General features: G+C 75.2%; 12 protein-coding genes and 1 pseudogene. 2 read left to right on the top strand and 11 right to left on the bottom strand.

From position 1 onward, the window contains the following. Nucleotides 1-3 precede the first annotated feature (3 nt). From ACFPM7_RS05395 to ACFPM7_RS05385, 3 genes are read right to left on the bottom strand one after another with little or no spacing between them, the layout of a single operon-like run. A complete protein-coding gene (locus ACFPM7_RS05395) occupies nucleotides 4-810 on the bottom strand; it encodes an endo alpha-1,4 polygalactosaminidase (protein ID WP_378244443.1) in 807 nt (268 codons plus the stop codon). Between the two features lie 58 nt (nucleotides 811-868). After that, nucleotides 869-1,492 (bottom strand): DUF6226 family protein, encoded by a 624-nt coding sequence (locus ACFPM7_RS05390; RefSeq protein ID WP_378244441.1) that lies wholly within the window; start codon nucleotides 1,490-1,492, stop codon nucleotides 869-871. Nucleotides 1,493-1,511: 19 nt separating this feature from the next. Beyond that, entirely contained in the window at nucleotides 1,512-2,375 is an 864-nt protein-coding gene (locus ACFPM7_RS05385; RefSeq protein ID WP_378244439.1) for an XRE family transcriptional regulator, read from the bottom strand. 293 nt (nucleotides 2,376-2,668) lie between these two features. On the opposite strand from ACFPM7_RS05385, the pseudogene ACFPM7_RS05380 reads away from it, so the two are divergent. Next, nucleotides 2,669-3,247 (top strand): annotated as a pseudogene (locus tag ACFPM7_RS05380) (proprotein convertase P-domain-containing protein); the annotation flags it as partial. 39 nt (nucleotides 3,248-3,286) lie between these two features. Here the strand turns inward: ACFPM7_RS05380 and ACFPM7_RS05375 are convergent. The 8 genes from ACFPM7_RS05375 to ACFPM7_RS05340 all read right to left on the bottom strand — a co-directional run bounded on the left by ACFPM7_RS05375 (nucleotide 3,287) and on the right by ACFPM7_RS05340 (nucleotide 17,713). Continuing rightward, entirely contained in the window at nucleotides 3,287-6,115 is a 2,829-nt protein-coding gene (locus tag ACFPM7_RS05375) for an ATP-binding protein (RefSeq protein ID WP_378244437.1), read from the bottom strand. Between the two features lie 57 nt (nucleotides 6,116-6,172). After that, on the bottom strand, nucleotides 6,173-6,886 hold the full coding sequence (locus ACFPM7_RS05370) for a S1 family peptidase (protein ID WP_378244435.1): 714 nt from the start codon (nucleotides 6,884-6,886) through the stop codon (nucleotides 6,173-6,175). A gap of 289 nt (nucleotides 6,887-7,175) precedes the next feature. Further along, nucleotides 7,176-13,433: an amino acid adenylation domain-containing protein gene (locus ACFPM7_RS05365; protein ID WP_378244433.1), complete on the bottom strand. Its 6,258-nt coding sequence runs from the start codon at nucleotides 13,431-13,433 to the stop codon at nucleotides 7,176-7,178. Between the two features lie 3 nt (nucleotides 13,434-13,436). Next, a complete protein-coding gene (locus tag ACFPM7_RS05360; RefSeq protein ID WP_378244431.1) occupies nucleotides 13,437-14,288 on the bottom strand; it encodes a 3-hydroxyacyl-CoA dehydrogenase family protein in 852 nt (283 codons plus the stop codon). Then, nucleotides 14,288-15,337 (bottom strand): HAD-IIIC family phosphatase, encoded by a 1,050-nt coding sequence (locus ACFPM7_RS05355; RefSeq protein WP_378244429.1) that lies wholly within the window; start codon nucleotides 15,335-15,337, stop codon nucleotides 14,288-14,290. The genes ACFPM7_RS05360 and ACFPM7_RS05355 overlap by 1 nt, the downstream gene beginning before the upstream one ends. Then, nucleotides 15,334-16,482, bottom strand: coding sequence for an acyl-CoA dehydrogenase family protein (locus ACFPM7_RS05350; protein WP_378244427.1), 1,149 nt, complete (start codon nucleotides 16,480-16,482; stop codon nucleotides 15,334-15,336). The genes ACFPM7_RS05355 and ACFPM7_RS05350 overlap by 4 nt, the downstream gene beginning before the upstream one ends. Next, complete coding sequence (locus tag ACFPM7_RS05345) at nucleotides 16,479-16,727, bottom strand: acyl carrier protein (RefSeq protein ID WP_378244425.1); 249 nt, start codon at nucleotides 16,725-16,727, stop codon at nucleotides 16,479-16,481. Before ACFPM7_RS05345 ends, ACFPM7_RS05350 begins: the two co-directional genes overlap by 4 nt. A 17-nt stretch (nucleotides 16,728-16,744) precedes the next feature. Further along, nucleotides 16,745-17,713 carry a 3-oxoacyl-[acyl-carrier-protein] synthase III C-terminal domain-containing protein gene (locus ACFPM7_RS05340; protein WP_378244423.1) on the bottom strand — a complete coding sequence of 323 codons (969 nt, stop codon included), beginning with the start codon at nucleotides 17,711-17,713 and terminating at the stop codon, nucleotides 16,745-16,747. A gap of 199 nt (nucleotides 17,714-17,912) precedes the next feature. On the opposite strand from ACFPM7_RS05340, the gene ACFPM7_RS05335 reads away from it, so the two are divergent. Continuing rightward, complete coding sequence (locus ACFPM7_RS05335) at nucleotides 17,913-24,977, top strand: amino acid adenylation domain-containing protein (protein ID WP_378244421.1); 7,065 nt, start codon at nucleotides 17,913-17,915, stop codon at nucleotides 24,975-24,977. Nucleotides 24,978-25,008 lie beyond the last annotated feature (31 nt).

Here is a 25,008-nt window from a genome sequence, read left to right as displayed (position 1 = left end):
TGCCTACAAGTCGTCACAAGTCCGCCGAAGGTACTCGGCCTCGCCGTCGGGCAGGACGTCGAGGTCGCGCTGGACGACGCTGAGCCGCGCGCCCCACTTCGCGCAGGCGTTGTCCAGGCCGGCCCCGGTGTACTCGATGACGATCACCAGGTTGTCGAAGTACGGGGTGAACTCGTCGCAGATGTCCTGCTCGCCGCACTCCTCGGCGATGGCGAAGTCCAGGCCGTTGGCCACCCGGTTCGCCGACAGCTCGGCGGCGTTCTTCTGCCCGATCGCCAGGCCGGCGGCGTGCGCCCGGGCGGACAGCAGGCGGATGAAGGCCTGCGCGTCGTCGGCGTCGAGCAGGCCTGCCGAGCGGGTGAAGCTGTCGTAGTTGTCGGGTTCGACGGCCTGGAAGCCCTTGGCGGCGCAGCCATCGATCCACCCGCCGACCACGGCGGCGATCCGCTCGCGCTTGCCCGGGGTGCTCAGGTCCAGCAGCGCCTCGCCCCAGTCCCCGTCCATCACCGGGTCGCCGTCGGCGTCGCGGAGGATGAGGTCGTGGTCCCAGTCGGACTCGGCGCCGGGCTGGGACTGGAAAGCGTTGACGTAGCAGATGGTGTAGAGCCCGGGCACGGGCGTGTCCTCGCGGTCGCGGCTGAGGACCCCGACGCCCGGCGCGGGCTGGTAGCCGCCGCCGATCTGGTAGTCGAACGCGGCTCCGGCGGGCGGCAGCGGGACGTCCGGGACCACGGGCGCGGCCTCGGAGAGCCCGCAGGCGCTCAACAGCACAACGGCGGCGAACGGGGCCATCCGCCTGCGAACAGACATCCACGGCACCTTCCAGGAGCAGGGTCGCTCCGTACACGCGCGAGGGCGACCGACGGGTTCAGGCGAACCAGGGACGCCCCACCAGCGCCTCCGCGCCCGCGGGCAGCTCGACCCGCTCGCCGTCGGCCAGGCGGCGGCACAGGTCCATCAGGTGGTCGAAGTCGACGCCGACGCCCTGGGCGGCGCCGCCGTCCGGGTGCCACCGGGCGTCCCAGCCGTCGCCGCGCAGGACGACGAGCGGGCCGCCGACCACGTGGGCGACCGCGTCGTCGACGGCCTCCAGCAGGTCGGCCGAGCCCTGGTCGCAGGCGTCGCAGCCGCAGTCGGGGTAGGTGGCGACTATGGCGTCCGGCCGCTCGACGGCGACGGTGAGCACGGCGAGCGGGTCATCCGGCGCCGGTCCGGCGACCTCGTGTTCGACCAGCAGCAGCGGCAGCGCGCCCGGGGTCGGCGGGGTGACCCTGGTGCCGTGGTCGGCCGGTTCGGCGGCGACCCCCGGCAGGTCGCCGAGCACCGTGGCCCACGCCTTCGCCCTGGCGTGGGTGATGCGGTAGCGGGCCGGGTCGGTGACGCGGGAGTAGGCGTCCTCGGCGGGGCCGTCGGGGTTCGGGTTCGGCCACGAGGGCAGGCCGAGGCCGGAGTACTCGCGGTCCACCCGTTCGCGCAGCTGCTCGACGTCCACCCGGCCAGCCTAGGCCGACTCACCAGTCCCAGGCGGTGACGACCACGCCGGGAGCGGCCCCGCGCTCCACGACGCAGGTCGTCCTCGATCGTCCGATGTGCAGCGGCGTGGGCCTGCCGCCGGGAGTGGCGAGGTCCTCGCGGCGGTAGGCGCGGCAGCGGGCGGGCGGGCGGCCCTCGAAGCGGACCAGCTGGGTGTACTCGGTCATCGCCGAGCCGATCCTGCGGTAGTACTCGCCCGCGATGGGGCCCGCCGGGGCGCACATCTCGTACTCGACCACGGTGAACCCGCCGGGGCGCAGCGGGCGGTCCAGCAGCAGCTCGGCGACGATGATGCCGCTGCCCGGCGCGGTCACCGCCCGGCCCGCCCCGCAGAAGGCGACGTCGACCAGCTCCGGGGTGCTGGTGGGCGCGTCGGACTCGTAGCGCACCAGGTGGCGGGTCACCCGCCCGCGCAGGCCGCGCAGCACCAGCCGGGAGCGGACTCCCCCGTCGACGCCGTCCACGCCGACGGTGAACACGTCGTGCGCGGAGACGACCTCGCAGGTGCCCTCGGCGGGGTCGGCCAGGGCCGAGCTGAGCGCGGCGAAGCGCGGCGTTTCCCGCTGGGTGGCGATGCGCCCGCGCGGGCGCGGCGGCCCCACCAGGCCGGTGAGCGCGCCGGGCGGCAGCGCCAGCACCCGCTCCAGCGCGTCGACGGCGCGCAGCGAGGACACTGTCTCGGGGCGGCGCAGGTCGCGGCGCCAGTAGCTGAGGGTGGCGTTGCTGACCCGGGCGCCGTGCTCGCAGAGCCGGGCGCGGACCTGGTCGAGGGTGAGGCCGCTGGCGGTGAGCGCGGTGTCCAGCGCGGCGGCGAACGGCGCGCCGGATCTTGGGATGTCCACCGTGGTCTCCTCCCGGGATCGCGGCCGTCCCCACAATGCCGGAACGACACCGAGGTCGGATCGCCGAACTGTACGCGATCCCGCCGAGAACACTAGGTGTCCCTATCCGTACCTCCGGTCAGGGCTACTCGGGAAACCCCTAGCTACCAGGGATTCACGGCACCTGGAGCCCGGCGGCGATTGCGTATTGTTCCCGTTCCGCACCGCTCGTACGTTTCCCGGACGGAGCACCGGCTGTGCTCCTGTCCCTGTGAAGTGAGGAAACAGCAAGCAATGCGGAGAACACGGGCGAGGTGTCCGCCGAGATCGCCGACGACCCGTCGGTGCAGTACGTGCAGCAGGTCGTGTCGGTCTCCGGTGTGGACACCCGGAACAACCCGCCCAACACCGGCACGACGATGTCGGGCACCTCGACGGCCTCCCCGCACGTGGCGGGCGCGGTCGCGCTGTACCTGCAGCAGAACCCGTCGGCCACCTCGGCCCAGGTGCGCAACGCGCTGGTGAACAACGCCTCCACCGGCAAGCTGTCCGGCATCAACTCCGGCTCGCCGAACACGCTGCTCAACACCTCGTTCCTCAACGGCGGCACCCCGGAGCCGGGTGCGGTCACCGTCGCCAACCCCGGCGACCACACCGCCTCACCGACCTCGACCGTGGCGGTCAACATCCGCCACACCGCGATCGGTGACCTTCAGGCGTGGCCGTCGGCCCCTGACGGCACCACCTACCTGCTCCACAACCGGACGGGCGGCACGACCGACAACCTCGTCCGCACGTACACAGTCACCCTGTCCAGCGAGAACCGCGACGGACGCTGGCTGCTGAACGTGTACGACTACAAGTACGGCCCCACGGGCACGGTCAACCCCTGGACCCTGACGCTCTGGGGGCGGGGTCCGATGGGGTGGAGGTCACCGCAAGTCCACGCCTCGGATTTCCCGCCGGGAAGCCAGCTTCAGCTTCCGCAGCACCCGGGCCGCGTGCTGCTCAACCGTCCTGGGCGAGAGGAACAGGATCTCGGCGATCTGGTTGTTCGTCTGGCCGGAGGCGAGCAAGCGGGCCACCTCGTGCTCCCGAGGCGACAACGTGTTCCCGTACCCCCGCCTCCCCTGCCGTGACGGGGTCTTCACGCCCAGAGTGCGCAGCAGGTGCCTGCACCGCGCGGCGTCGTGGGTAGCGCCAAGATCGGCATACCGCTCAGCGCTGCGCGCGCAGGCCTCCACAGCGGACGCACCGCCATCTGCTATCAGCCGGGCATCAGCACGCTCACGCGCCACAGCGGCCAGATAAGGAGCACCCAGGTCCGTGTAGGCGTGCGCTGCGGCAAGGTGGTGTTCGACGCCGGATGCTCCCGCGTGTTCCGCGATCGCGCCGAGGCATGTGTGCAGAGCGGCAGCGGCGAACGGTGCGATCACTCCGGCGATTCCCTCGGCCAGTGACCGCGCGACGTCCTCAGCGTCATGGACGCGGCCGGCGGCCAGGTAGGCGTCGACAGCGGCAGGCGCTAGTTCTCCCGCCCACGCCCAGGCGTCCTTGCGGCGCAACAGGGCCATCCCCGCATCCGCCTCCAACACCGCCAAGACGACATCGTCGTCCCGCAGCGCTAGGCGGATCAGGCCCGCGCTGCCGCCGAGGGCGATGTGGGCGATGGCGTCGCGGGGTGTGCGCACACCGGTCTCGGCGAAGTGCTCGGCCGCGGTCGCGCTCTCGCCCCTGACCATGGCCAGCAGGCCGAGGACCAGGCTCAGCTCGGTGGCGACGGCCATCAGCTCGCGGTACTCGACCAGCAGCGGCCTGGCCCGCTCGGCCAGGCCGTCCCACTCGCCGGTGAACCAGTCGAGTCGGATGGCGGTGCTGCGCGCCGTGCTCAGCACGTACAGCGCGCCGCTCTCCTCGGCGGCGCGGGTGCCGAAGCGCAGGTGGTCGCGGGCGGTGTCGAAGCGGCCGACCATGGTCAGGGAGTCGGCGAGGTTGGTGTGGGCGCGGGCCACCTGGCGCTGTTCGCCCAGGGTCATGCCGACCGTCGGGAGGTCGGCCATGCGCTCGTCCATCGTCGGGTCGCCGACCGCGGCCAGCGACCCGACGATGTTGGCCATGAGCGAGATCCGCAGCTCGGGCTCGGCGCAGCCGTCGATGGCGGCGTCGGCCTTGCGCATCCACTGGGCGACCAGGTGCAGCGGGGTGTCGCCGGTGAACGGCTGCGCGAGGGCGCTCATGCACTTCGCCGCCAGTTCCGGCCGCGCGGCCAGTTCCTCGGCGGCCAGTTCCAGCTGGGCCCGGCCCTCGGCCACGCCGTCGCCCTGACGGCCCAGCAGCAGGCCCAGCTGCATCCGCACCTCGCCGCGGGCGGAGGCGGACAACCGGGGGTCGACGAGCAGGCGCTTGAGCACGGCGGCCGAGCTGCGCGCGTCCAGGCCGAGCTGCGCGGCTTCGCCGAGCTTGACGCCGAGGCGGTCGACGGCCTCGGCGGTCAGTCGCGGCTCGGCGAGCAGCCGCCGCAGCAGCGGGGTCGCCGTGGCGGCGTCGGAGACGGCGAGGGCGTGGTCGGCGGCGGCTTCGCCGTAGCGCAGCCAGTCGGCGCGGCGGTTGGCGAGCCTGCTGTGTTCGGCGAGCTGCACCAGCGGCGGCGGGTCGAGCCTGCCAAGCAGCCGGACGGCGCGCTCGTGCAGCTCCCGGCGCTCGACGGCGCTGACGGTGGTGTAAGCGGCCTGGCGGGCGAGCGCGTGCCGGAAGGCGAGCACACCCGTGCCGTCGTCGTGCAGGATCGAGCCGTCCAGGGTCTCGATGACCGCGGCGCGCAGCCGGTCGCCGGCGAGCTGGGCGAAGTCGCCCAGCAGGTCGACGGTGGCGGGGGTGGCGAACGCGGCGGCGGCGCGGACCAGCCGGGCGGCCTCCGGCGACAGCGCGGCCAGGCGCTCGGCGACGGACTCGCGCAGCAGCACCGGCACCTCGCCCCCGTCGGAGAGGCGGCGCGCGGCGGCCCCGTCGGCGATGACCCCGGGGCGCAGCGAACGCAGCACCTCCTCCAGCACGAACGGCAGGCCCGCGGTCTGCTCGTGCAGTTCGGCGGCGAACTCGGCGCTGACGGCGTCGGTGCGCAGGATCGCCGCGGCCATCGCCCGCACGTGGGCGACGTCCAGCGGCGCGACGCGCAGCAGCTCGCTCGTGACCCCGGCGCCGGGGCGGTAGGCGGTGCCCAGCGGGATGCCGCCCGCGACGTCCTCGCGGCGGTAGGTGACGACGACGGCCAGCTCCGGCGGCGGGTCGGCCATCAGGAAGCGCAGGAGTTGCAGCGTGCCGTCGTCGGCCCAGTGCAGGTCCTCGATGACCAGCAGCACGGGCCCGAGCGCGGCAAGCACCTCGCGCACGGCCCGGAACAGCAGGTGCCGGTCGAACATCGGGTCGCCGGTCCCGGCGGCGGGCTCGGGCAGCAGGTCGGCCAGCTCGGGGACGGCCACGCGCAGCGCGGCGGTGACCGGGTTCAGCTCCGCGCACTGCCGCAGGCCGGGCCGGGCGCGGCGCAGCGCCTCCAGCACGGCGCCGAGGATGAACGGCTCGCGCAGCTGCTGGCAGTAGCCGATCAGCACGGGCGCGGGGTCGGTGTCGATCAGCTCGCGGACCAGCCTGCTCTTGCCGACCCCGGCCTCGCCTTCGACCTGGACGAGCGCGGGCGTGCGGCGCACGGCCAGGCGCAGCCTGCCCAGGTCGTCGTCACGTCCGACGAGCGCGGTCGGGTCCACTGGGCCTCCTGGAGGACGGGCGCGGAGCCCGCGCGGGCGCGCGGGCTCCGCGGTCGGTCAGACCCCGGCGATGGACTGGATCCAGGGCCGGTAGCGGGTGATGTTGGTGTAGACGGTGTTGTCGTAGCGGTTGCTGGTCGAGGCCACACCGACCTGGCGGCCGTTGGAGTACATGGGGCCGCCGGAGTCACCGCCCGCGGGGATGCCGTCGTAGTAGTAGGCGGAGATGCCGACTCCGTTGTGGTAGTCACGGGCGTTGACGCTGGTGACCTGGACGTTGGCGTACTTCAGGTACCGGGACTGGCACTGCAGCTCGGGCCGGTCGGTGCAGGTCGCGCCCCATCCGTAGACGGAGACGACCTGGTTGACCCGCACGTCGGTGGTGGAGCCCAGCGGCGAGTAGGTGGTCTGCACGGCCCGGTCGAGCCGCACGACCGCCAGGTCCGCGTTGGGGTGCACGGTGGTCTGCGCGCCGTAGGCGACGTAGCCGCCGGAGTTCTGGTCGGTGCTGCCGATCCGGAACGACAGCGACCCGCCGACGCAGTGCCGGGCGGTGAGGATGTAGCGCGGCGCGATGATCGTCGCGGTGCAGTTCTGCGTGCCGTTGAGGAACAGGCGCGCGGCCCAGGGGGCGGGCTGGTTGTAGAAACCGCCATCGATGACCTGCACGCCCGCGTCGGGCGGGGCGGGCTTGCCGCTGGCGGCCGGGGCCAACGCGACCGCCGCGGCGGTCACGGCCGCGACGGCGAGCAGGGACTTCCAGAGCTTCATGGGTGGGGTCTTCTTCCGCACGAGCGCAGGGAGCGCGGACGGTGCGACCAGCGGGACCGCCGGTCGAGGGACCCCTGAATGGTGGGATGACTGGAGATGCGGATCAATCCGTAGGAACACCTACGAATTGGCGGGCGGCATCACCTACTTTCACAGAACCGGGCGGGGGTGAATGGGCTCTGACCTGCGGGGACGGCTTTCGAGGTTTCACCGTTACGACGAATGGCCGGGTCAGCTCGACCGCGTCCGAGCGTGGCTGAGGTCGCCGGTGGCGGCAATGGCTGTGGGGTCAGGTCGTTCGGGTTCGGGTGCGGAGGAGGCCGGCGATGGCGGCGGCCTGGGTGCTGATCGTGGTGTGGTCGAAGAGCAGGCGCAGGGGGACGTCGATGGCGAGGGTGTCGGTCAGGGCGGCGGCGACCCTGGTCAGCAGGAGGGAGTGGCCGCCGCGGCGGAAGAAGTCGTCGTGGGTGGAGAGGTGGGTGGGGGTGAGGTCGGGGATGGCGAGGACGTCGGTCCAGATGGCGGCGATGAGGTGTTCCGGGGTGGTGGTGGGCGGGGTGGTGGTGTGCGCGGCTTCGCCTGCCCAGTCGGGGGTGGGGAGGGCTTTGCGGTCGACCTTCTTGCTGGAGGTGAGGGGAAGGGTGGGCAGCGGGTGCCAGTGGGCGGGGATCATGTAGTCGGGCAGCAGCGCGGACAGGTGGGCGCGCAGGTCGGGGGTCTTGCCGTCCCGGTAGACCGGGTAGGCGACCAGACGCTTGTCGCCGGTGGGCGCGTCCTTGGCCACCACGACGATGCCGCGTACGTCGGGGTGGCGGGCGATGACGGCCTCGATCTCGCCCAGTTCGACCCGGAAGCCGCGGATCTTGACCTGGTGGTCGATCCGGCCGAGGAACTGGATCGTGCCATCCGGGCGCCACCGGGCCAGGTCGCCGGTGCGGTAGAGGCGACCGCCGGGGGTGAACGGGTCGGGGATGAACTTCTCGGCGGTGAGGGCGGGGCGGTCGTGGTAGCCGCGGGCCAGGCGGGGCCCGCCGACGAGGAGTTCGCCGGGGACGCCGATCGGGACGGGGCGCAGGTCGGCGTCGACGATGTGGGCGGGGCTGCCCGCCAGCGGGGTGCCCAGTGGGAGGCCCGCCTTGCCGCCGGGCTGTTCGCCGTCGACGGTGTGCACCACGCAGTTCACGGTCGCTTCCGTCGGGCCGTAGTTGTAGAGGAACCGGCCGCTCTGGCCGAGTTCGGTCCAGCGCCGGGCGTCGGCGGTGGTGACGACGTCGGCGCCGACGTTCATCAGGTCGACGGTGTCCAATGCGGACGGGTCGAGGGCGGCGCGGTCCACCAGTTCGCGGTACAGGCTCGGCGGGATCTGCATGGTGGTGATCCCGTGGGCGCGCACCTCGGCGAGCAGCTGGTCGGGCGAGGACCGCCGCGCGTCGCCGACCACCAGGGTGGACCCGCTGACCAGCGGGACCGCGATCTGGTCCATGGCCACGTCGAAGGTCAGCGCCGACAGCAGGAGCACACGGTCCCGCGGCCGGGAGCGGTACCGCTCGGTGATCACCCGCAGGTGGTGGGCGTAGGCGCGGTGGTCGACCATCACGCCCTTGGGCTTGCCGGTCGAGCCCGAGGTGTAGATGACGTACGCCAGCGCGCTCGGCCCGGCCAGCGGCTCCGGGTCGTGCTCGGGGCCGGTGTGCTCGGCGTCGGCGAGCACCACCGGGCGAGGCCCGTCGAAGGAGCCCGCGAAGCCCGCGGTGGTGAGCACGACCCGCGCTCCCGCGTCGTCCAGCAGGAAGGCCAGGCGCGCGGCGGGGTGGGTGGGGTCCATCGGCGCGTAGACGCCGCCGGACTTCATCACCGCCAGCCAGGCCACGATCGCCGCCGCGCCGCGCTCCAGGCAGCAGCCGACGACGACCTCCGGCCCGATGCCCAGGGCGCGCAGGTGGTGGGCGAGGCGGTTGGCGCGGGAGTTCAGCTCGGCGTAGCTGAGCCGCTCGGCGCCCGCCACCACCGCGGTCGCGGCGGGCGCGCGGCGGGCCTGGTCGGCGACCATGTCGGCGACGGTCGCCGGGTGCACCCGGGGCGGGTCCAGCGCGGCGGCCAGGGCGGCGTCCGGGTCGGCCCAGCGGCCGAGCTGGGCCGACTCCCCGGCCGAGAGCATGTCCACATCGGACACAGGCGCACCCGGGGCGGCCGCGAGGCCGGCGAGCAGGCGGGTGAAGTGCCCGGCCATGCGGTCGATCGTGGCGTGGTCGAAGATCGCCGCCGAGTACTCGAACCACGCGCGCAGGCCGCCGTCGGGCAGCAGCCGGGTGGTCAGGCGCAGGTCGAACTTGGCGACCGGCTCGCCGGCGGGCAGCGGCTCCACCGCCGCCCCGCCGAGCGTTGCGGGCACGGCGGCGCCCGGCTCCAGCTCGAAGACGACCTGGAACAGCGGGTTCCTGGTCAGGTCCCGGTCGGGGCTGAGGGTGTCCACGACACGCTCGAACGGCACGTCCTGGTTGGCCATGCCCGCCAGGGCGGTGCGGCGGACGCGGTCGAGAACGGCGGTGAAGCCGGGGTCTCCGCCCAGGTCCGTGCGCAGCACGATGTGGTTGACGAAGAACCCGATGAGGTCTTCGGTGTCCGGGGTGGTGCGGCCCGCGACCGGTGTGCCGACAGCGATGTCGGTGCGCCCCGTGTAGCGCGAGAGCAGCAGCTGGAAGGCGGCCAGCACGGTCATGAACGGCGTGCAGCCCACCTCCTCCCCCGCCGCCAGCAGCGGCCGGATGACCTCGGCCGGGACGGTGGCGACGACGTGGCCGCCGGTGATGTCGCGGTGCGCGGGCCGGGGCCGGTCGGCGGGCAGCTCCAGCGGGGTGAGCCCGGCCAGCGCCTCGCGCCAGTACGCCAGCCTTCCCGGATCACCCGCGGCCTCGGCCGGGCCGTCGGCCGCGATGTCGGCGTACTGCACGGCGGGCACGGGCAGCGGCGACGGGTGCCCGGCCGCGAACGCCGCGTACGTCTGGTCGAGTTCGCGCAGCAGCAGGTCCGTCGACCACAGGTCGAAGGCGATGTGGTGGACCAGGATCAGCACCAGGTGCTCGTCGGGGGCGGCCCTGACGACGGTGACGCGCAGCGGGTGCTCGGCCGCGAGGTCGAACGGCCGCGACGCCGCGCCGGTGAGCGCGTCGGGGGTCGCGCCCGGCAGGTCGAGCACGGTGACCTCGGCCGGGCCGGGCGGGTCGATCAGCTGCGAGGGCTCGCCGCCGACCTCGGTGTAGCGGGTGCGCAGCACCTCGTGGCGGCGCACGACGTCGTCCACGGCACGGCGGAAGACCTCGGGAGCGAACGGTCCGCGCAGCCGCATCGCCAGCGGCACCAGGTACTCGGTGGTCCCGGGGTTCAGCCGGTCGACGAACCACAGCCTGCGCTGCCCCGGCGACAGCGGCAGCGCGGCGGTGCGCGGCCGGACGCTGCGCGTGCCACCTGTGGGAACGTCCACTCGCAGCGCGGCTTCCACGGCTTCGGCGATGCCGCGCGGGGTGCGTCGGGCGAACACCTCCCCCGCGGCCAGCTCCACGCCGAACGCGCGGCGCAGCCGCAGGACGAGGCGGATGGCCAGCAGCGAGTGCCCGCCCGCGGCGAAGAAGTCGTCGTCGGGGCCCAGCGCGCGGCCGAGCAGCTCGGCGGCGGCGTCGGCGACCGCGCGCTCGACGTCGGTGGCGGGCTCGCCGGTCGCGGCGCGGGGGGCGCCGGGGGCGGGCAGCGCGGCGTGGTCGAGCTTCCCGTTCGCGGTGAGCGGCAGGGCGGCGAGGGCGTCGAGGGTGACGACGGCGGAGGGGACCATGGCGGCGGGCAGCGCGTCGGCGACGTGGTCGCGCAGGGCGTCGTCCGGCGCGGGCGCTCCGGCGGGCACGACGTAGGCGGTCAGGGTCGTGTCGCCGCCCGCGGTCGTGGGGACCACCGCGGCGGCGGCCACCGCGGGGTGGGTGAGCAGCGCGGCCTCCACCTCGGCGGGCTCGACGCGCACGCCGCGCACCTTCACCTGCCGGTCGAGCCTGCCCAGGAACTCCAGCGCGCCGTCCTCGCGGAAGCGGGCCAGGTCGCCGGTGCGGTACAGGCGAGCCCCGGGGACGCGGGAGTGCGGGTCGGGGGTGAACCGCTCGGCGGTCAGCGCGGGCAAGCCGGCGTACCCGCGCGCCAGGCCGACGCCGGACAGGCACAGTTCTCCGGGCACGCCGACGGGCGCCAGCCGATCGTTGAGGTCGACCACGTGGGCGCGGATGTTCGGCAGCGGCCTGCCGATGGGCACGGTGTCGCCGGTGTCGGCCGGGTCGTAACGGTGGGCGGTCGCGTCGATCGCGCACTCGGTCGGCCCGTAGGTGTTGACGACCTCGACGGGCAGCCGCGCGGTCAGCCGCTCGCAGAGCGCGCGCGGCAGCGGCTCCCCCGCCGAGCACACCACGCGCAGCGACCGGCAGGCGGGCAGAGCGGGCTCGTCCACGAGCAGCCGCAGCACGGACGGCACCACCTGGAGCACGGTGACGCCGTGCCGGGCGACCGCGCCGAGCATCGCGGCCGGGTCGCGGTGGGCGTCCTCGGACGCCATCACCACCACTCCCCCGGCGACCAGCGGGGCGAGGAACTCCCACACCGAGGCGTCGAAGCCGGTGGTGGTCTTCTGCAGCACCCGTTCCCCCGGCCCGATGCGCAGGTGCTCGACGGCCCACAGCACCCGGTTGCGCAGACCGGCGTGCGTGACGACGACTCCCTTCGGCCTGCCCGTGGACCCGGAGGTGGTCATGACGTACACCGCGTCGTCCCCGCCGGGCCAGGCCAGGGGGCCGGACCCCGTCGCGCGCGCGGCGGGGTCGACGGCGTCGACTCCGGTCGGCAGATCGGCGGGCGCCGAGGCGATCGCGAGCCGCACCCCGGAGCTGGCCGCCGCGGCGGCGCGGCGGGCGGGCGGGTGCTCCGGCGGCAGCGGCACGTAGGCCGCGCCCGATGCCATGACCGCGAGAACGGCGATGAGCAGATCGAGCCCTCGGGGCAGGCACACGCCGACCGCCGTGCCCGCGCCCGCGCCGCGCTCGCGCAGGTGCCGGGCGAGCCCGTCCACCCGCTCCATCAGCTCGCCGTAGGTCAGCCAACCATCGTCGGACACCGCGGCGACCGATTCCCGCCGGGTCTCCGCGCAGGCGGCGATCAGCTCGGGCAGGGTCGCGTCGGGCCGCGGGGCGGCGGTGTCGTTCCACGCCGCCAGCCGTTCGCGCTCGCCGCCGTGCACGAGGTCGATCTCGTCGACGGGCGCGCCGGGGTCGGCGGTGACCGCGGCGAGCAGCCGCAGCAGGTTCTCGGCCATCCGCTCGACGGTGCCGCGGTCGAACAGCGCCGTCGGGTACATCAGCCGCGCGCTGACCGAGCCGTCGGCGCGGTCGAGCAGGTGCAGCGACAGGTCGAAGGGCGAGCCGTGCGGGCGAACCGGGTGCGGCGCGACGTCGACGCCGGGCAGCGACAGCGCCTCGCCCTGCTCGGTGTGCAGCGCGAACCCGACCTGGAAGACCGGGTTGCGCGAGAGGTCCGGGGTCTGGGCGAGCGCGGCGACGACGCGGTCGAAGGGGACGTCCTGGCGGTCGAAGGCGTCGAGGGCGACCGCGCGCACCCGGGTGGCGGCTTCGGCGAAGCTCGGCGCGCCCGCGAGGTCCGTGCGCAGCACGACGGTGTTGAGGAACAGCCCGACCAGCTGCTCCAGCTCGACCTGCTCGCGCCCGGCGACCGACACGCCCACGGCGATGTCGGTGCGGCGGGTGTAGCGGGCGAGCAGCAGCTGGAAGGCGGCGAGGTAGGTCATGAAGGGGGTCGCCCCGACGGCGCGACCGGCCGCGGTGGCGGCCTCGGCGAGGTAGGCGGGGACGGTGAAGTCGACGGCGTCGCCGTCGGCCGACCACACGGCGGGCCTGCGCCGGTCGGCGGGCAGCTCCAGCGGCTCAAGGCCGGCCAGCCGTTCACACCACCAGCGCAGCCTGCGGGCCGAGCCGTCGGACTCGGCGAGGTCGCGCTGCCAGACGGCGAAGTCGGCGTACTGCACCAGCGGCTCGGGCAGGCCCTCCCCGGCGTAGAGCGCGGCCAGCTCGGCCATGAGCACGCCCCACGACCAGCCGTCGAAGGCGATGTGGTGCACCGCGATGAGCAGCACGGCGTCGTCGGGTCCGATGTGGACGAGCGCGGTGCGCCACGGCGGGCCGGTGCGCAGGTCGAACGGCTCGGCCAGCAGGTCCCGCTCAGCGGCCTCGACGTCGCCGATGCCCCCGGTGTACTCGCGCGGCCGGACCGGGGCGGGGTCGTCGGTGATCTGCTCGGCGACGCCGTCGCTGGTGTCGTAGCGGGTGCGCAGCACCTCGTGCCGTTCGGCGACCCCGGTCAGGGCGGCGCGCAGGGCGGCGGTGTCGAGCGGGCCGCGCAGCCGCCATGCGCGGTGCAGCACGTACTCCGCGCCGCCGGGCCGCACCTGGTCGACGAACCACAGCTGCTCCTGGGCGAACGACAGCGGTGCGCCTTCGCTGGCCATGGGTCATCCCTCCGGGCTGGGGTAGTCGTGGAAACCGGCGCCCGCCTTGCGCCCGCGCCTGCCTTCGGCGACGAGGCGGCGCAGCAGCGGGTCCGGGGTGAAGCGCGGGTCGCCGGTGCACTCGCGCAGCACGTCGAGGGTGTCGGCGACGGTGTCCAGGCCGATGAGGTCGCCGGTGCGCAGCGGTCCCATGGGGTGGCCGAGGCAGCCCTCGAAGACGGCGTCGACGGTGGCGGCGTCGGCGGTGCCCGCGGCGAGCACGGCGGCGGCCTCGTTGACGGTGAGCATGAGGACGCGGTTGATCACGAAGCCGGGGCCGTCGGCGACGACGATCCCGGTCTTGCCCATGCCCGCGATCACGGCGAGGACGGCGTCGAGCACGTCCGGGGAGGTGCGCGGCCCGCGCACGACCTCGACGGTGTCCTTGAGCGGGACGGGGTTCATGAAGTGCGTGCCGACGACGCGCTCCGGCCTGGCCGTGCGGGCGGCGAGGCGGTCGACCGGGACGGCGGAGGTGACCGTGGCCAGCACCGCCTCCGGGGCGCACACGGCGTCGAGGTCGGTGAACAGGGCTTCTTTGACCGCGATCCGCTCGGGCGCGCACTCGAAGACGAACCCGGCGCCCGCGAGGTCGGCGGCGTCGGCGCTCCAGGTGACCAGGGCCGAGGCCGCCGGGTCGGGGGCGCGGCCGAGCAGTCGGGCCAGCCGCAGGCCGTCGCGCAGCCTGCGGCGCGCGCCGTCGATGGCCCCGGGAACCGGGTCGACCACGGTGACGGGGTGGCCCGCCTGGGCGAGGCTCTGGGCGAGCCCCGCGCCGATGGTGCCCGCGCCGACGACGCCCACGGGGACCCGCATCACGGCCTCCCCGCCGGGACGACCACGCGCACGGGGTGGCGGCGCGGCGCGGGCGGGGCCGCCGGATCGACCGCCAGCGGGCCGCCCGGCCCGCCGACCGGGCGGAACCCGGCGAAGCGCAGGGTGACCAGCATGATCCGGTTGACGTCGGTGGGCACGAACTCGGCCATGGGGGTGCGCCCGGCGGCCAGCGCGGTGGCGGCGATGTGGTCGACCAGGGCCGCGCCCGCGCCGCGCGACATCACCCGGCAGGACATGAGCAGCAGTTCCAGCGTGGTGGTCGTGGCGGTGACGGCGGTGACGGCCAGGCCGATGGTGCCGTAGGAGCCGAAGCGGTCGCGCAGGTCGGCCACCAGCACCTCGTACCCGGGGTCGGCGCACAGCGCGCGCAGCTGCTCGGCGCTGAAGGTGCGGCCGGTGGTGTTGAGCTGGTGGGTGCGCACGGTCAGCTCGTGGGCGCGGTCGAGGTCGGACTCCTCGGCCCGGCGGACGGTCAGTTCGAGGTCCAGGCCCGCCAGGAACTCCGCGGGCGGGCCGGTGTGCCCGGCTTCGGCGCGGCGGCGGTCGCGTTCGGTGCGGTAGAGCTGCCTGCGGCCCGCGGACTCCGCGGTGGTGTGGGTGGCGGCGAACTCGGGTCGCTCGGGCAGCCCGGCGGCGTCGGTGGCGAGGTAGGTGCGGACGCCGGGCAGGCCGGTGGCGACCTCGGCGCGCTCCAGCGGGTCGTTGTCGATGAAGGCGACCGCGTCCGCGGCGATGTTCAGCTCGCGGGCCACCCTGGCGACGGCGTCGGACTTCGCGCCCCAGCCGACCTCCACGGCCACGAACAGCTCGGCCAGGCCGTGCTCGGCGAGGTGGCGCTCGGCGACGGCGGCCTCGCCCCGGCTGGCGACGGCGTGCAGGACACCGCGCCGGTCCAGGGTGTGCAGGGTGGCGACGGCGGCCGGGAACGGTGCGGGCGCGTCGCCTTCGAGGACGACGCCGTCCCACAGGGTGTCGTCCAGGTCCCAGACGACGACCTTCACCGGGGGCAGCACCAGCGGGCGGTTCACGGCCGCCTCCCCGCCCGGAAGCCGTGCCTGGCCAGCAGGTCGTCGCCGACGTGCAGCTCGGCGACGTGCGCGCTGCCCTCGATGATCTCGAAGACGGCGGCGTCGCGGGCGTGCCTGCCGACGGCGCTGCCCGGCGCGCAGCCCGCCGCCCCGAGCAGCCGGACGGCCTCCCTGGCGACGGTGGCCGCCGCCCGTGACGCGCCGTGCTTGGCGGCGATGGCCGCCACGACCGAGCCCGGGTCGCCGCAGGCGCGCAGCCGGGCGGCGCGCTCGCACAGCCCGCGCGCGGCGGCCGCGTCCACCGCCATGCGGCCGAGCGCGGCGCGCACGAGCTGGTGCTCGGCGAGCGCGGTGTCGCCCTGCACCCGGGTGGCCGCGTGGGCGGCGGCCTCGTCCACGCACGCCTCGGCGAGCCCGGCGCAGCCCCAGGCGACGCTGTGGCGGCCGTGGTCGAGCGCGACGGCGGCGACGTGGGAGAGCCCGAAGCCCGGCGCGGCGAGGACGTTGGCGGCGGGCACCCGCACGGCGTCGAAGCGGACGTCGGCCAGCCGCGCGCCGCGCAGGCCGAGCTGACCGGACACCGGGGTGCGGCTGACGCCCGCCCGGTCGGCCTCCACCAGCACGGCGGTGTGCCCGCCGGTCCCGGTGCCGAGCACGAGGAACACGTCCGCGCGCTCGCCGAAGGTGATCCACCGCTTGTGCCCGGACACGGCCACGTCGCCGGAGACCGCGCCGACCCGGGTGGCCACGGCGGACAGGTCGGTGCCCGCGCCCGCCTCGGTGGCGGCGAACCCGGCCACGGCGTCACCGGCGGCGAGCGCGGGCAGCCAGCGGGCGCGCTGGTCGGCGTCGCCCCAGCGCAGGACGGCGGCGGCGACCATGCCCTGCACGGTGAGCAGCGCGCGCAGCGACCCGCACACCCGGCCGACCCTGGCGCAGACCTCGCCGAACCCGGCCGGGTCGGCGCCGGAGCCGCCGTGCGCGGTCGGGATGTCCGCGCCGAGCAGGCCCGCCGCGGCGAGGTCGGCGATCACGCCGTCCGGGACGCCGGTGCTCTCCCAGGTGGCGGCGTCGGCGCGCAGCGCGTCGACCAGCGCGGTGGCGCGCGCGGGCAGCGCGACCGGAGTCGTGGCGGGGGCGCTCATGCGAGTGCTCCCTCGGTCTTGGCGTGCACGAAGGCGGTCAGCCGGGCCAGGGTGCGGAAGTTGTCGAGGTCGAGGTCGTCCACCTCGACCGGGAAGCCGAAGCGGTGCTCGACGAAGGTGACCAGTTCCAGCGCGAACAGCGAGTTGACCATGCCGAGCGCGAAGTAGTCGTCGTCGTCACCGATGTCGGCGCCGAGCGCGCGGGTCAGGAACCCCCGCAGCTGGGCGTGCGCTGTCGAGTCCACAGTGGTCCCTCCCCGGTTCAGGCCAGCGCCACGAGCGCCGCGCTCCACGCGGCGGCCGGGCTGGCGTTGACGAGCACCGCGCGCCACCCGGGCCGCTGGCCGCCGGCGCGCAGCTCGGTGTGCAGGTTGAGCAGGACGTCGGCGGGGCCGAGGTGGCCGTAGCGGCGCAGGTTGTCCGCGCACGACGGCGCGACCTTCGCGTCGAGTGCCTCGGCGATGAACTCCAGCGAGCCCGCCGACAGGTTGTGCGCGATGTGGCAGTCGATGTCGTCCGGCCGGAGTCCGTTGCGCTCCAACAGCTCCGCGTACAGCGCGCGCAAGCGGTTGCGGCTCTCGACGGCGAGGCGGAAGGTGTACTCGCGCACGTCGCGGCAGCGCTCGACCCACCGCGACGCGGGCCGGGTGCGGTAGTCGAGGGAGAACAGGTCCCAGTAGTCGCCGTTGGAGTGCTGCACGAGGTCGACCAGCCGCACCGGGCCCGCGCGGGAGACGACGACGGCCATGCCGCCGTCGCCGTTGACGGTCACCGGGTGGCGGTAGCGCTGGGGCGCGGCGGGTTTGCTGCCATGGGCGATGAGGACGTGGTCCAGGCGGGGGTCGGCGGCGAGCAGGCCGCGGGCGGTCAGCAGGGCCGGGGTGCTGGAGACGCAGCCGAGACCGCCGACGGTGAACGCGGTCGCCTTCTCCAGGCCCAGCAGCGCCTGCAGGCGGGTCGCGTCCGAGGCCAGCAGCGCGTCCGGGGCGCGGGGCTCGACCAGCACGAGCGCGCCGACGTCGGTGGGGGCGATGTCGGCGTCCGCCAAGGCGGCCCGGCAGGCGGACGCGGCGAGGTCGGTCGCGCTGACCGCGTCGTCGGCGCGGATCTCCTCGATGCCGAGCCCGGCGCACGCGGCGCGCTCGTCGGCGCTCAGGGCCGGCAGGGCGTCCACGGCGACCGTGCGGTCGGGCCAGGTGAACGCGGTCGCCCGCAGTGCCGCCAGCGCCATGTCACCGCTCCCGCCTCGCTCGTCGTCGGGTGGACCTGTCCCAGCGTGCCGCCGGGCGGCCGGGCGGCGGCAGAGAAGAACGCGCACCGGCGAGGGTGCCGGTCCTTCTCTCACGGCACGGCCTCGGGCGGCGGCACTCTGGGCGCAGGCTCACCACCGGTCGAGGGCGCCCACCGGCCCTCCAGTCGAGAGGGACCCGATGACCGACATCCTTGACCCGGCCGCCGATCTGGTGCTGCGCTACCGCTCCCGCGCCCAGGACGTGATCCGGCCCGTGTCCGGCGTGCCTGCGCTGTCCCCGGCGCAGCGGCGGATGTGGGTGCTGGAGCGGCTGCGCCCGGGGACTGGGGAGTACGCGGCGTCGGCGGCCGTGCGGCTGACCGGGCCACTCGACGTGCCCGCCCTGCGCGCGGCCCTCGACGGGCTGGCCGCGCGCCACGAGGTGCTGCGCACCCGCTACCCCGACACCGGCGGCGAGCCCGCCGCCGTGGTGGACGACCCCGGCCCGGTCCCGCTGCGCCGCGCCGACCTGCGCCACGCCGCCGACCTGCCGCGCGCGATCGCCGACCAGGTGGCCGCCGACCGGCGCGCCCTCGACCTGGCCGACGGCCCGGTGTTCCGCGCGGCGCTGCTGGCCGTCGGCCAGGTCGAGGACGCGCACGTCCTGGTCCTGACCACCCACCACATCGCCACCGACGCCTGGTCGGAGGCCCTGCTGCTGGACGAGCTGCGCCGCGGCTACGCCGGGGCCCGGATCGCCGCGCCGCGCACCCGCTACGCCGATGTCGCCGCCTGGCAGCGCGAGCGGCTCACCGCGCCGTCGATCGACCGCGGCCTGGCGCACTGGCGCGAGCGGCTGGCCGGCGCCCGCTCCCTCGACCTGCCGACGGACCGGCCGCGCTCCGCCGTGCGCGACGGGGCGGGGGACGCCGTCGGCTTCACCGTCCCGGCCGAGGTCGCCGCCGGACTGCGCGCGCTGGCCGCCGAGCACCGGGCGACGCCGTTCATGGCGCTGCTGGCCGGTTTCCACGCGCTGCTGGCCCGGCACGCGGGCCACGGCGACATCAGCGTCGGGGTCCCGGTGGCCAACCGGGGGCGGCCCGAGGTGCGGGACGTGGTCGGCCTGTTCCTGAACACCCTCGTGATGCGCGCCCGGGTCGGCGAGTCGTCGTTCGCCGAGCTGCTGGACCAGGTCCGGGAGGTCGCGCTGGACGCGTTCACCCACCAGGAGGTGCCGTTCGAGCTGGTGGTGGACGCGCTCGGCGTGGAGCGCGACCCGGCGCGGACCCCGCTGTTCTCGGCGATGTTCGTCCTGCGCGACGCGCTGCCGGGCGCTCCGGCGAGCGCGGCGGGGGTGGAGTTCGCGCCGTACGCGGTGGGTGACACCTCGGCGAAGACGGACGTGGCGCTGTCCATCGCCGAGCGCGCGGACGGGTCGCTGGAGGGGGCGGTGGTCTACGCGACCGCGCTGTTCGACCGGTCGACCGCCCGTCGCCTCGCCGAGCGCTACACCCGGCTGCTGAGTGCCGCCGTCGCCGACCCGCGGACCTCGGTCGGCGCGCTCGACCTGCTCGGCGAGGCCGAGCGGCACACGGTGCTCGACCTGAACGACACCGTGGTGAGCTGGCCGAACGGCACCGTCGTGGACCTGTTCGACGCGCAGGTCTCGGCCACCCCCGACGCCGTCGCGGTGCGCTTCGGCGAGGTCGAGGTGAGCTACGCCGAGCTGGACGAGCGCGCCAACCGGATCGCGCAGCGGCTGCGCGGCATGGGCGCGACCGCCGAGTCCGTCGTGGGCGTCTGCCTGGACCGCGGTCCCGACCTGGTGGCGGCCGTGCTCGGCGTGCTCAAGTCCGGGGCCGCCTACCTGCCGCTGGACCCCGACCTGCCGCCCGCCCGGTTGGCGCTGCTGGCGCGCGGGGCGGCCGTGGTGGTCGACCGGGACCGCGACCTGCCGTGCTCGGCGGTCCTGCACGTCGCCGACGACCTCTCCGGCGAGCTGACCACCCCGCCCGCCCCCAAACCCGTGCCTGGATCGGCCGCCTACGTCCTGCACACCTCCGGCTCGACCGGTGCCCCGAAGGGCGTCGTGGTCGAGCACCGCGCGCTGGTCAACCGGCTGCGCTGGGCGCGCGAGGCGCACGGGATCACCGCCGCCGACCGGGTGCTGCACAAGACGCCGATCGGCTTCGACGTGTCGCTGTGGGAGCTGCTGCTGCCGCTCACCGCGGGCGCGTCGGTGGTCGTCGCCGAGCCCGGCGCGCACCGCGACCCGGCGGCGCTGACCCGGCTCATCGCCGGGCAGGCGGTGACGGTCCTGCACTTCGTTCCCTCGGTGCTGCGCGCGTTCCTGGCCGAGCCGGGCGTTCCGCTGCCGACCGTGCGGCTGCTGGTGTGCAGCGGCGAGGCGCTGACACCGGACCTGGTGGCCGCCGCGCACGGACGCCTGGACGCCGAGGTGCACAACCTCTACGGGCCAACGGAAGCCGCGATCGACGTGACCGCCGCGCGCTGCGTTCCCGGTCTGCCGGTGACGATCGGGCGGCCGATCGCCAACACCCGCGCCTACGTCGTGGACGCCGAGCTGCGGCCGGTGCCCGTCGGGGTGCCGGGCGAGCTGGTGCTGGGCGGTCTCGCGCTGGCGCGCGGCTATCGGAACGCCCCCGCGGCGACGGCGGCGGCGTTCGTGCCCGACCCGTTCGAGCCCGGCGCGCGGCTGTACCGCACCGGGGACCTGGCGCGGCTGCGGGCCGATGGCGAGATCGAGCACCTCGGCCGCCTCGACCGGCAGGTGAAGATCGGCGGGCACCGGGTGGAGCCGGGCGAGGTGGAGGCCGCGATCACCGCGCACCCGGCGGTCACGGCCGCCGCCGTCACTGTCCACTCCGGACGTCTGGTGGCGCATGTCGTGCCCGCCGACGTCGACCCCGCCGCGCTGCGCGAGCACCTGCGCGGCCTGCTGCCCGACGCGGCCGTCCCGGGACTCTGGCGCGGGCGTGACACGCTGCCGCTGACCCCCAGCGGCAAGACCGACCACGCGGCGCTGGCGGCCGAGAATGTCCGGCCGGACCCGGCGGACACCCAGGTCGCACCGCGCGATTCCCGTGAGCGCGCCGTGGCCTCGGCGTTCGCGGCGGCGATCGGGCTCGACGTCGGGGAGGTCGGCGCGCACGCCCGGTTCTTCCACATCGGCGGGGACTCGCTGCGCGCGATCCGCGTCGTCGGGGCGCTGCGCGCCGAAGGCTTCGACCTGGCCGTGCACGACGTGTTCACCCACCAGAGCGCTGCCGAGCTGGCCGCGCTCGCCCGCACCCGCGACGCCGCCGAGCCCGACGCCGCGGTCGCGCCGTTCGCGCTGGTCGAGGACCACGACCGCGAGCTGGTGCCGGACGGTGTCGTCGACGCCTATCCGATGGCCGAGACGCAGGCGGGCATGGTCTACGAGATGCTGGCGAACCCGCACGCCACCTACCAGAACGTCTCCTGCTACCGCGTGCGCGACGACGCGCCGTTCGACCTCGCCGCGTTCCGGGCGGCCGTCGCCGCGCTGGTCGAGCGGCACGAGGTGCTGCGCACGAGCTTCGACCTGAGCGCCTACTCCGAGGCCATGCAGCTGGTGCACGCCACGGCCGAGCTGTCGCTCGGGCACACCGACCTGCGCGGGCTCGGCGCGGGCGAGCAGCGGGCACGGCTGCGGGAGCACCTGCTCGCCGAGCGGTCAGCGCTGTTCGACGTCACCGTTCCCGGCCTGGTGCGCCACCACGTGCACGAGGTGGGCGACGGCGAGTGGTGGCTGACCCACACCGAGTGCCACGCGGTCCTCGACGGGTGGAGCCAGACCTCCGTGGTCGCCGAGCTGGTCGGCCTGTACCGGCGGATCCGGGCGGGCGAGCCCGTGCCGCACACCCCGCCCGCCGTGCGCTTCGCCGACTTCGTCGCGCTGGAGCGCGCCGCGCTGGACTCCGCCGCCGACCGCGACTTCTGGGCCGGGGTGCTGGAGTCGCACGAGAAGCTGGAGCTGCCCGCCGCGTGGGCGGGCGAGGACGGCGAGCCGGTCGTCGTCACCGTGCCGTACGCCGACCTGGAGCCGCGGCTGCGCGCGCTGGCCTCGGCGGCCGGCGCCTCGCTCAAGAGCGTGCTGCACGCCGCGCACCTGGCCGCGCTGGCCGCGGTGTGCGGGGCGCGCACGTTCCGCTCCGGGCTGGTGGTGAACGGGCGGCCCGAGGTGGCGCGCGCCGACGAGGTGGCGGGCATGCACCTCAACACCGTCCCGTTCGCCGCCGACGTCACCGCGCCGACCTGGCGCGAACTCGTCGCGCGGGTGTTCGCCACCGAGACCGCGCTGCTGCCGCACCGGCGCTACCCGATGCCCGCGATGCAGCGGGAGTGGGGCTCATCGGCGCCGCTGGTCGACGCGGTCTTCGTCCACCTGGACTTCCACGTGATGGACTGGGGCTCCACAGTGGACCTGCTGGACGACTTCAGCCCGAGCGAGCTGGCGCTGGCGACCATCACCTTCCCCGGCTACCTGCACGTGGACGGCAGGCCCGGCCGGGTCCGGCGCGAGCTGGTCGAACTGGTCGCCCGCGCCGTGCGGCACGCGCTGGAGTCGATGGCCGACGGCGGCCCGGCCCACCCGGCGCTGGCCCCGGCCGACCGCGAGGCCGCGCTGGCGGCGGGCGGCCGGGCCGAGCCGGAGGACGTCGACGGCCCCCTGCTGCCGGAGATCGTCGCCGCGGTCACCGAGGGCGCGCCCGAGGCTCCCGCGCTGGTGCGCGGCGACGAGGTGATCACTTACGCCGGGCTCGACAGGGCCGCGAACCGGGTGGCGCACCGGCTGCTGGCGCTGGGCATCGGCCGCAAGGGCCGCGAGGGCCGCGATGATGTCGTCGGCGTCCTGCTGCCGCGCGGACCCGAGCAGGTCATCGCACAGCTGGCCGTCCTCAAGGCGGGCGCGGCGTTCCTGCCGCTGGACCCCGAGCTGCCGGAGTCGCGGCTGCGGCACATGGTGGCCGACGCGGGCGCGGCGGTCGTGCTGGGCGAGCCCGCCGCGGGCATCGCCGCCGAGCCGGTGACCGGGCACCTCGACCTGCCCGACACCGCTCCCCCGGTCGTGATCGCGCCGGAGTCGCTGGCCTACGTCATCTACACCTCGGGCTCGACGGGCACGCCGAAGGGCGTCGCGGTGTCACACCGGGCGCTGCGCAACCTGATCCGGCACGCGCGGCCGCACTGGGACGCCGGTCCCGGCGACGTGGTCGCGCAGTTCGCCTCGCCGAGCTACGACGCCGTGGTGTGGGAGACGGTCATGGCGCTGACCACGGGCGCGGCCCTGGCACTTCCGCCTGCGAGCGCCGACCCCGGCGACCTGCGGGCGCAGGCCCCGACCGCGACCCACCTGACCGTCCCGCCCGCCGTGCTGGGGCTGCTCGACCCGGCGGACTTCCCGCGGCTGCGGCTGCTGGTGAGCGCCGGGGAAGCGCTGCCGGGGGCCGAGGCGGCGCGCTGGTCCGGGCACACCAGGGTCGTCAACGCCTACGGGCCGACCGAGGCCGCGGTGTGCTCCACCGCGGGTGAGGTCCCGGCGGGCGGCGCCGAGGCGTGGCCGTCGATCGGGGCGCCGCTGTCCGGGCTGCGGGCCTATGTCCTGGCCCCCGACGGCGAGCCGGTGCCGTGGGGCGTGCGGGGTGAGCTGCACCTGGGCGGGGCGAGCCTGGCCCGCGGCTACCTCAACCGCCCCGGCCTGTCCGCCGACCGCTTCCGGCCCGACCCGCACGCCGCCGAGCCGGGCGCGCGGATGTACCGCACCGGCGATGTCGTGTCCTGGACCGAGGAGGGGACGCTGCGCTACCACGGGCGGCGCGACCACCAGGTCAAGGTGCGCGGGTTCCGCATCGAGCTGACCGAGGTCGAGCACGCGCTGGCCGGGCACCCGGCGGTGGAGTCCGCCGCCGTCACCGTGCACCGCCCCGGCACCCCGGAGGCGACGCTGGTCGCCCACACCGTCGCCGCCACCACTCCCGCCGAGCTGCGCGAACACCTGCGCTCCCGGCTGCCCAAGCACATGGTGCCGACGCACTACTCCATTGTGGACGCCTTCCCGCTGACGCCGTCGGGCAAGGTCGACCGGGCCACGCTGCCCACCCCGCTGGGCCTGCCCACCGCGGCGGCCGAGTACGCCCCGCCGCGCACCGACCTGGAGGCGGCCCTGGTCCGGGCGTGGGAGTCGGCGCTGCACCTGGACCGGGTCGGCGTCCACGACGACTTCTTCGACCTGGGCGGGCACTCGCTGTCGATGATGCGGGTGATCACGAAGATCCGCGAGACCGAGGGCATCGAGCTGACCTTCCGCACCTTCCTGGAGAACCCCACCATCGCGGGCCAGGTCGCCGACCTCGACGCGGGCGCCACCCCCCGCGCCCTGATGTGGCTGCGCCGCGACGGCGAGCGGGCCCCGCTGTTCTGCGTCCACCCCGGCGGCGGCAGCGCGCACTGGTACCAGCGCTTCCTCCCGCACATCGACGAGGACGTCCCGGTGGCGGCCTTCGAGTGGCCGGAACTGCACGACGACGCCGAACTGCCGTCGGTGGAGGACATGGCGGGCAGGCACTACGCCGAACTCCGCGAAGCCCGCCCCCACGGCCCCTACCGCCTCTTCGCCTGGTGCGGCGGCAGCACCATCGCCGCCGAACTGGCCGCCCGCCTGGTGCACGAGGGCGAACAGGTCACCTTCATCCTCCTGGACCCGGTCCTGGACGCCGTCACCCGCGCCAACGCCGTCCCCCAGCTGGAGAAGCTGCGCCGCCTGGAGTACCTGGTGAAGCTCATCGCCCGCGAAGGCGATGTCGCCGACACCCCGGAGAACCGCGCGGAGATCCTCGCCCTGTACGACGACACCTCGACCGACATCGATGAGGACCTCGGCATGGACCTCCCCGAGCGCGGCGTCGGCACGGCCTGGCCCCGCACGGTGCGCATCTGGCGGGAGACCATGGAAGCGATCGTCCTGTACCCGCACCGCCCGTTCCCCGGCCGCCTGACCCTGATCGCCAGCGACGCGCTGGCCAACGGGGAGCACGTGGTGGTCCACGGGCAGACGTTCCCGGAGTACGTGGCCCGGTGGAACGAGCTGGCGTCGGAGGGGGTGGACGTGCACCGCGTGCCGGGCGACCACGGCGGGGTGATGAAGCCGCCGCTGGTGGGAACCATGTGCGCGGTGGTCAACGCGGCGATCAGGGCGGCCGAGGAATCGGAGAGGCGCTGAGCCGACGCCGTCCACTTCTCCCGAATCGGCG

Source organism: Actinokineospora guangxiensis, assembly GCF_042657845.1.
GTDB classification, from domain to species: Bacteria; Actinomycetota; Actinomycetes; order Mycobacteriales; family Pseudonocardiaceae; genus Actinokineospora; species Actinokineospora guangxiensis.
This window is presented reverse-complemented; position numbering and strand designations above follow the sequence as displayed.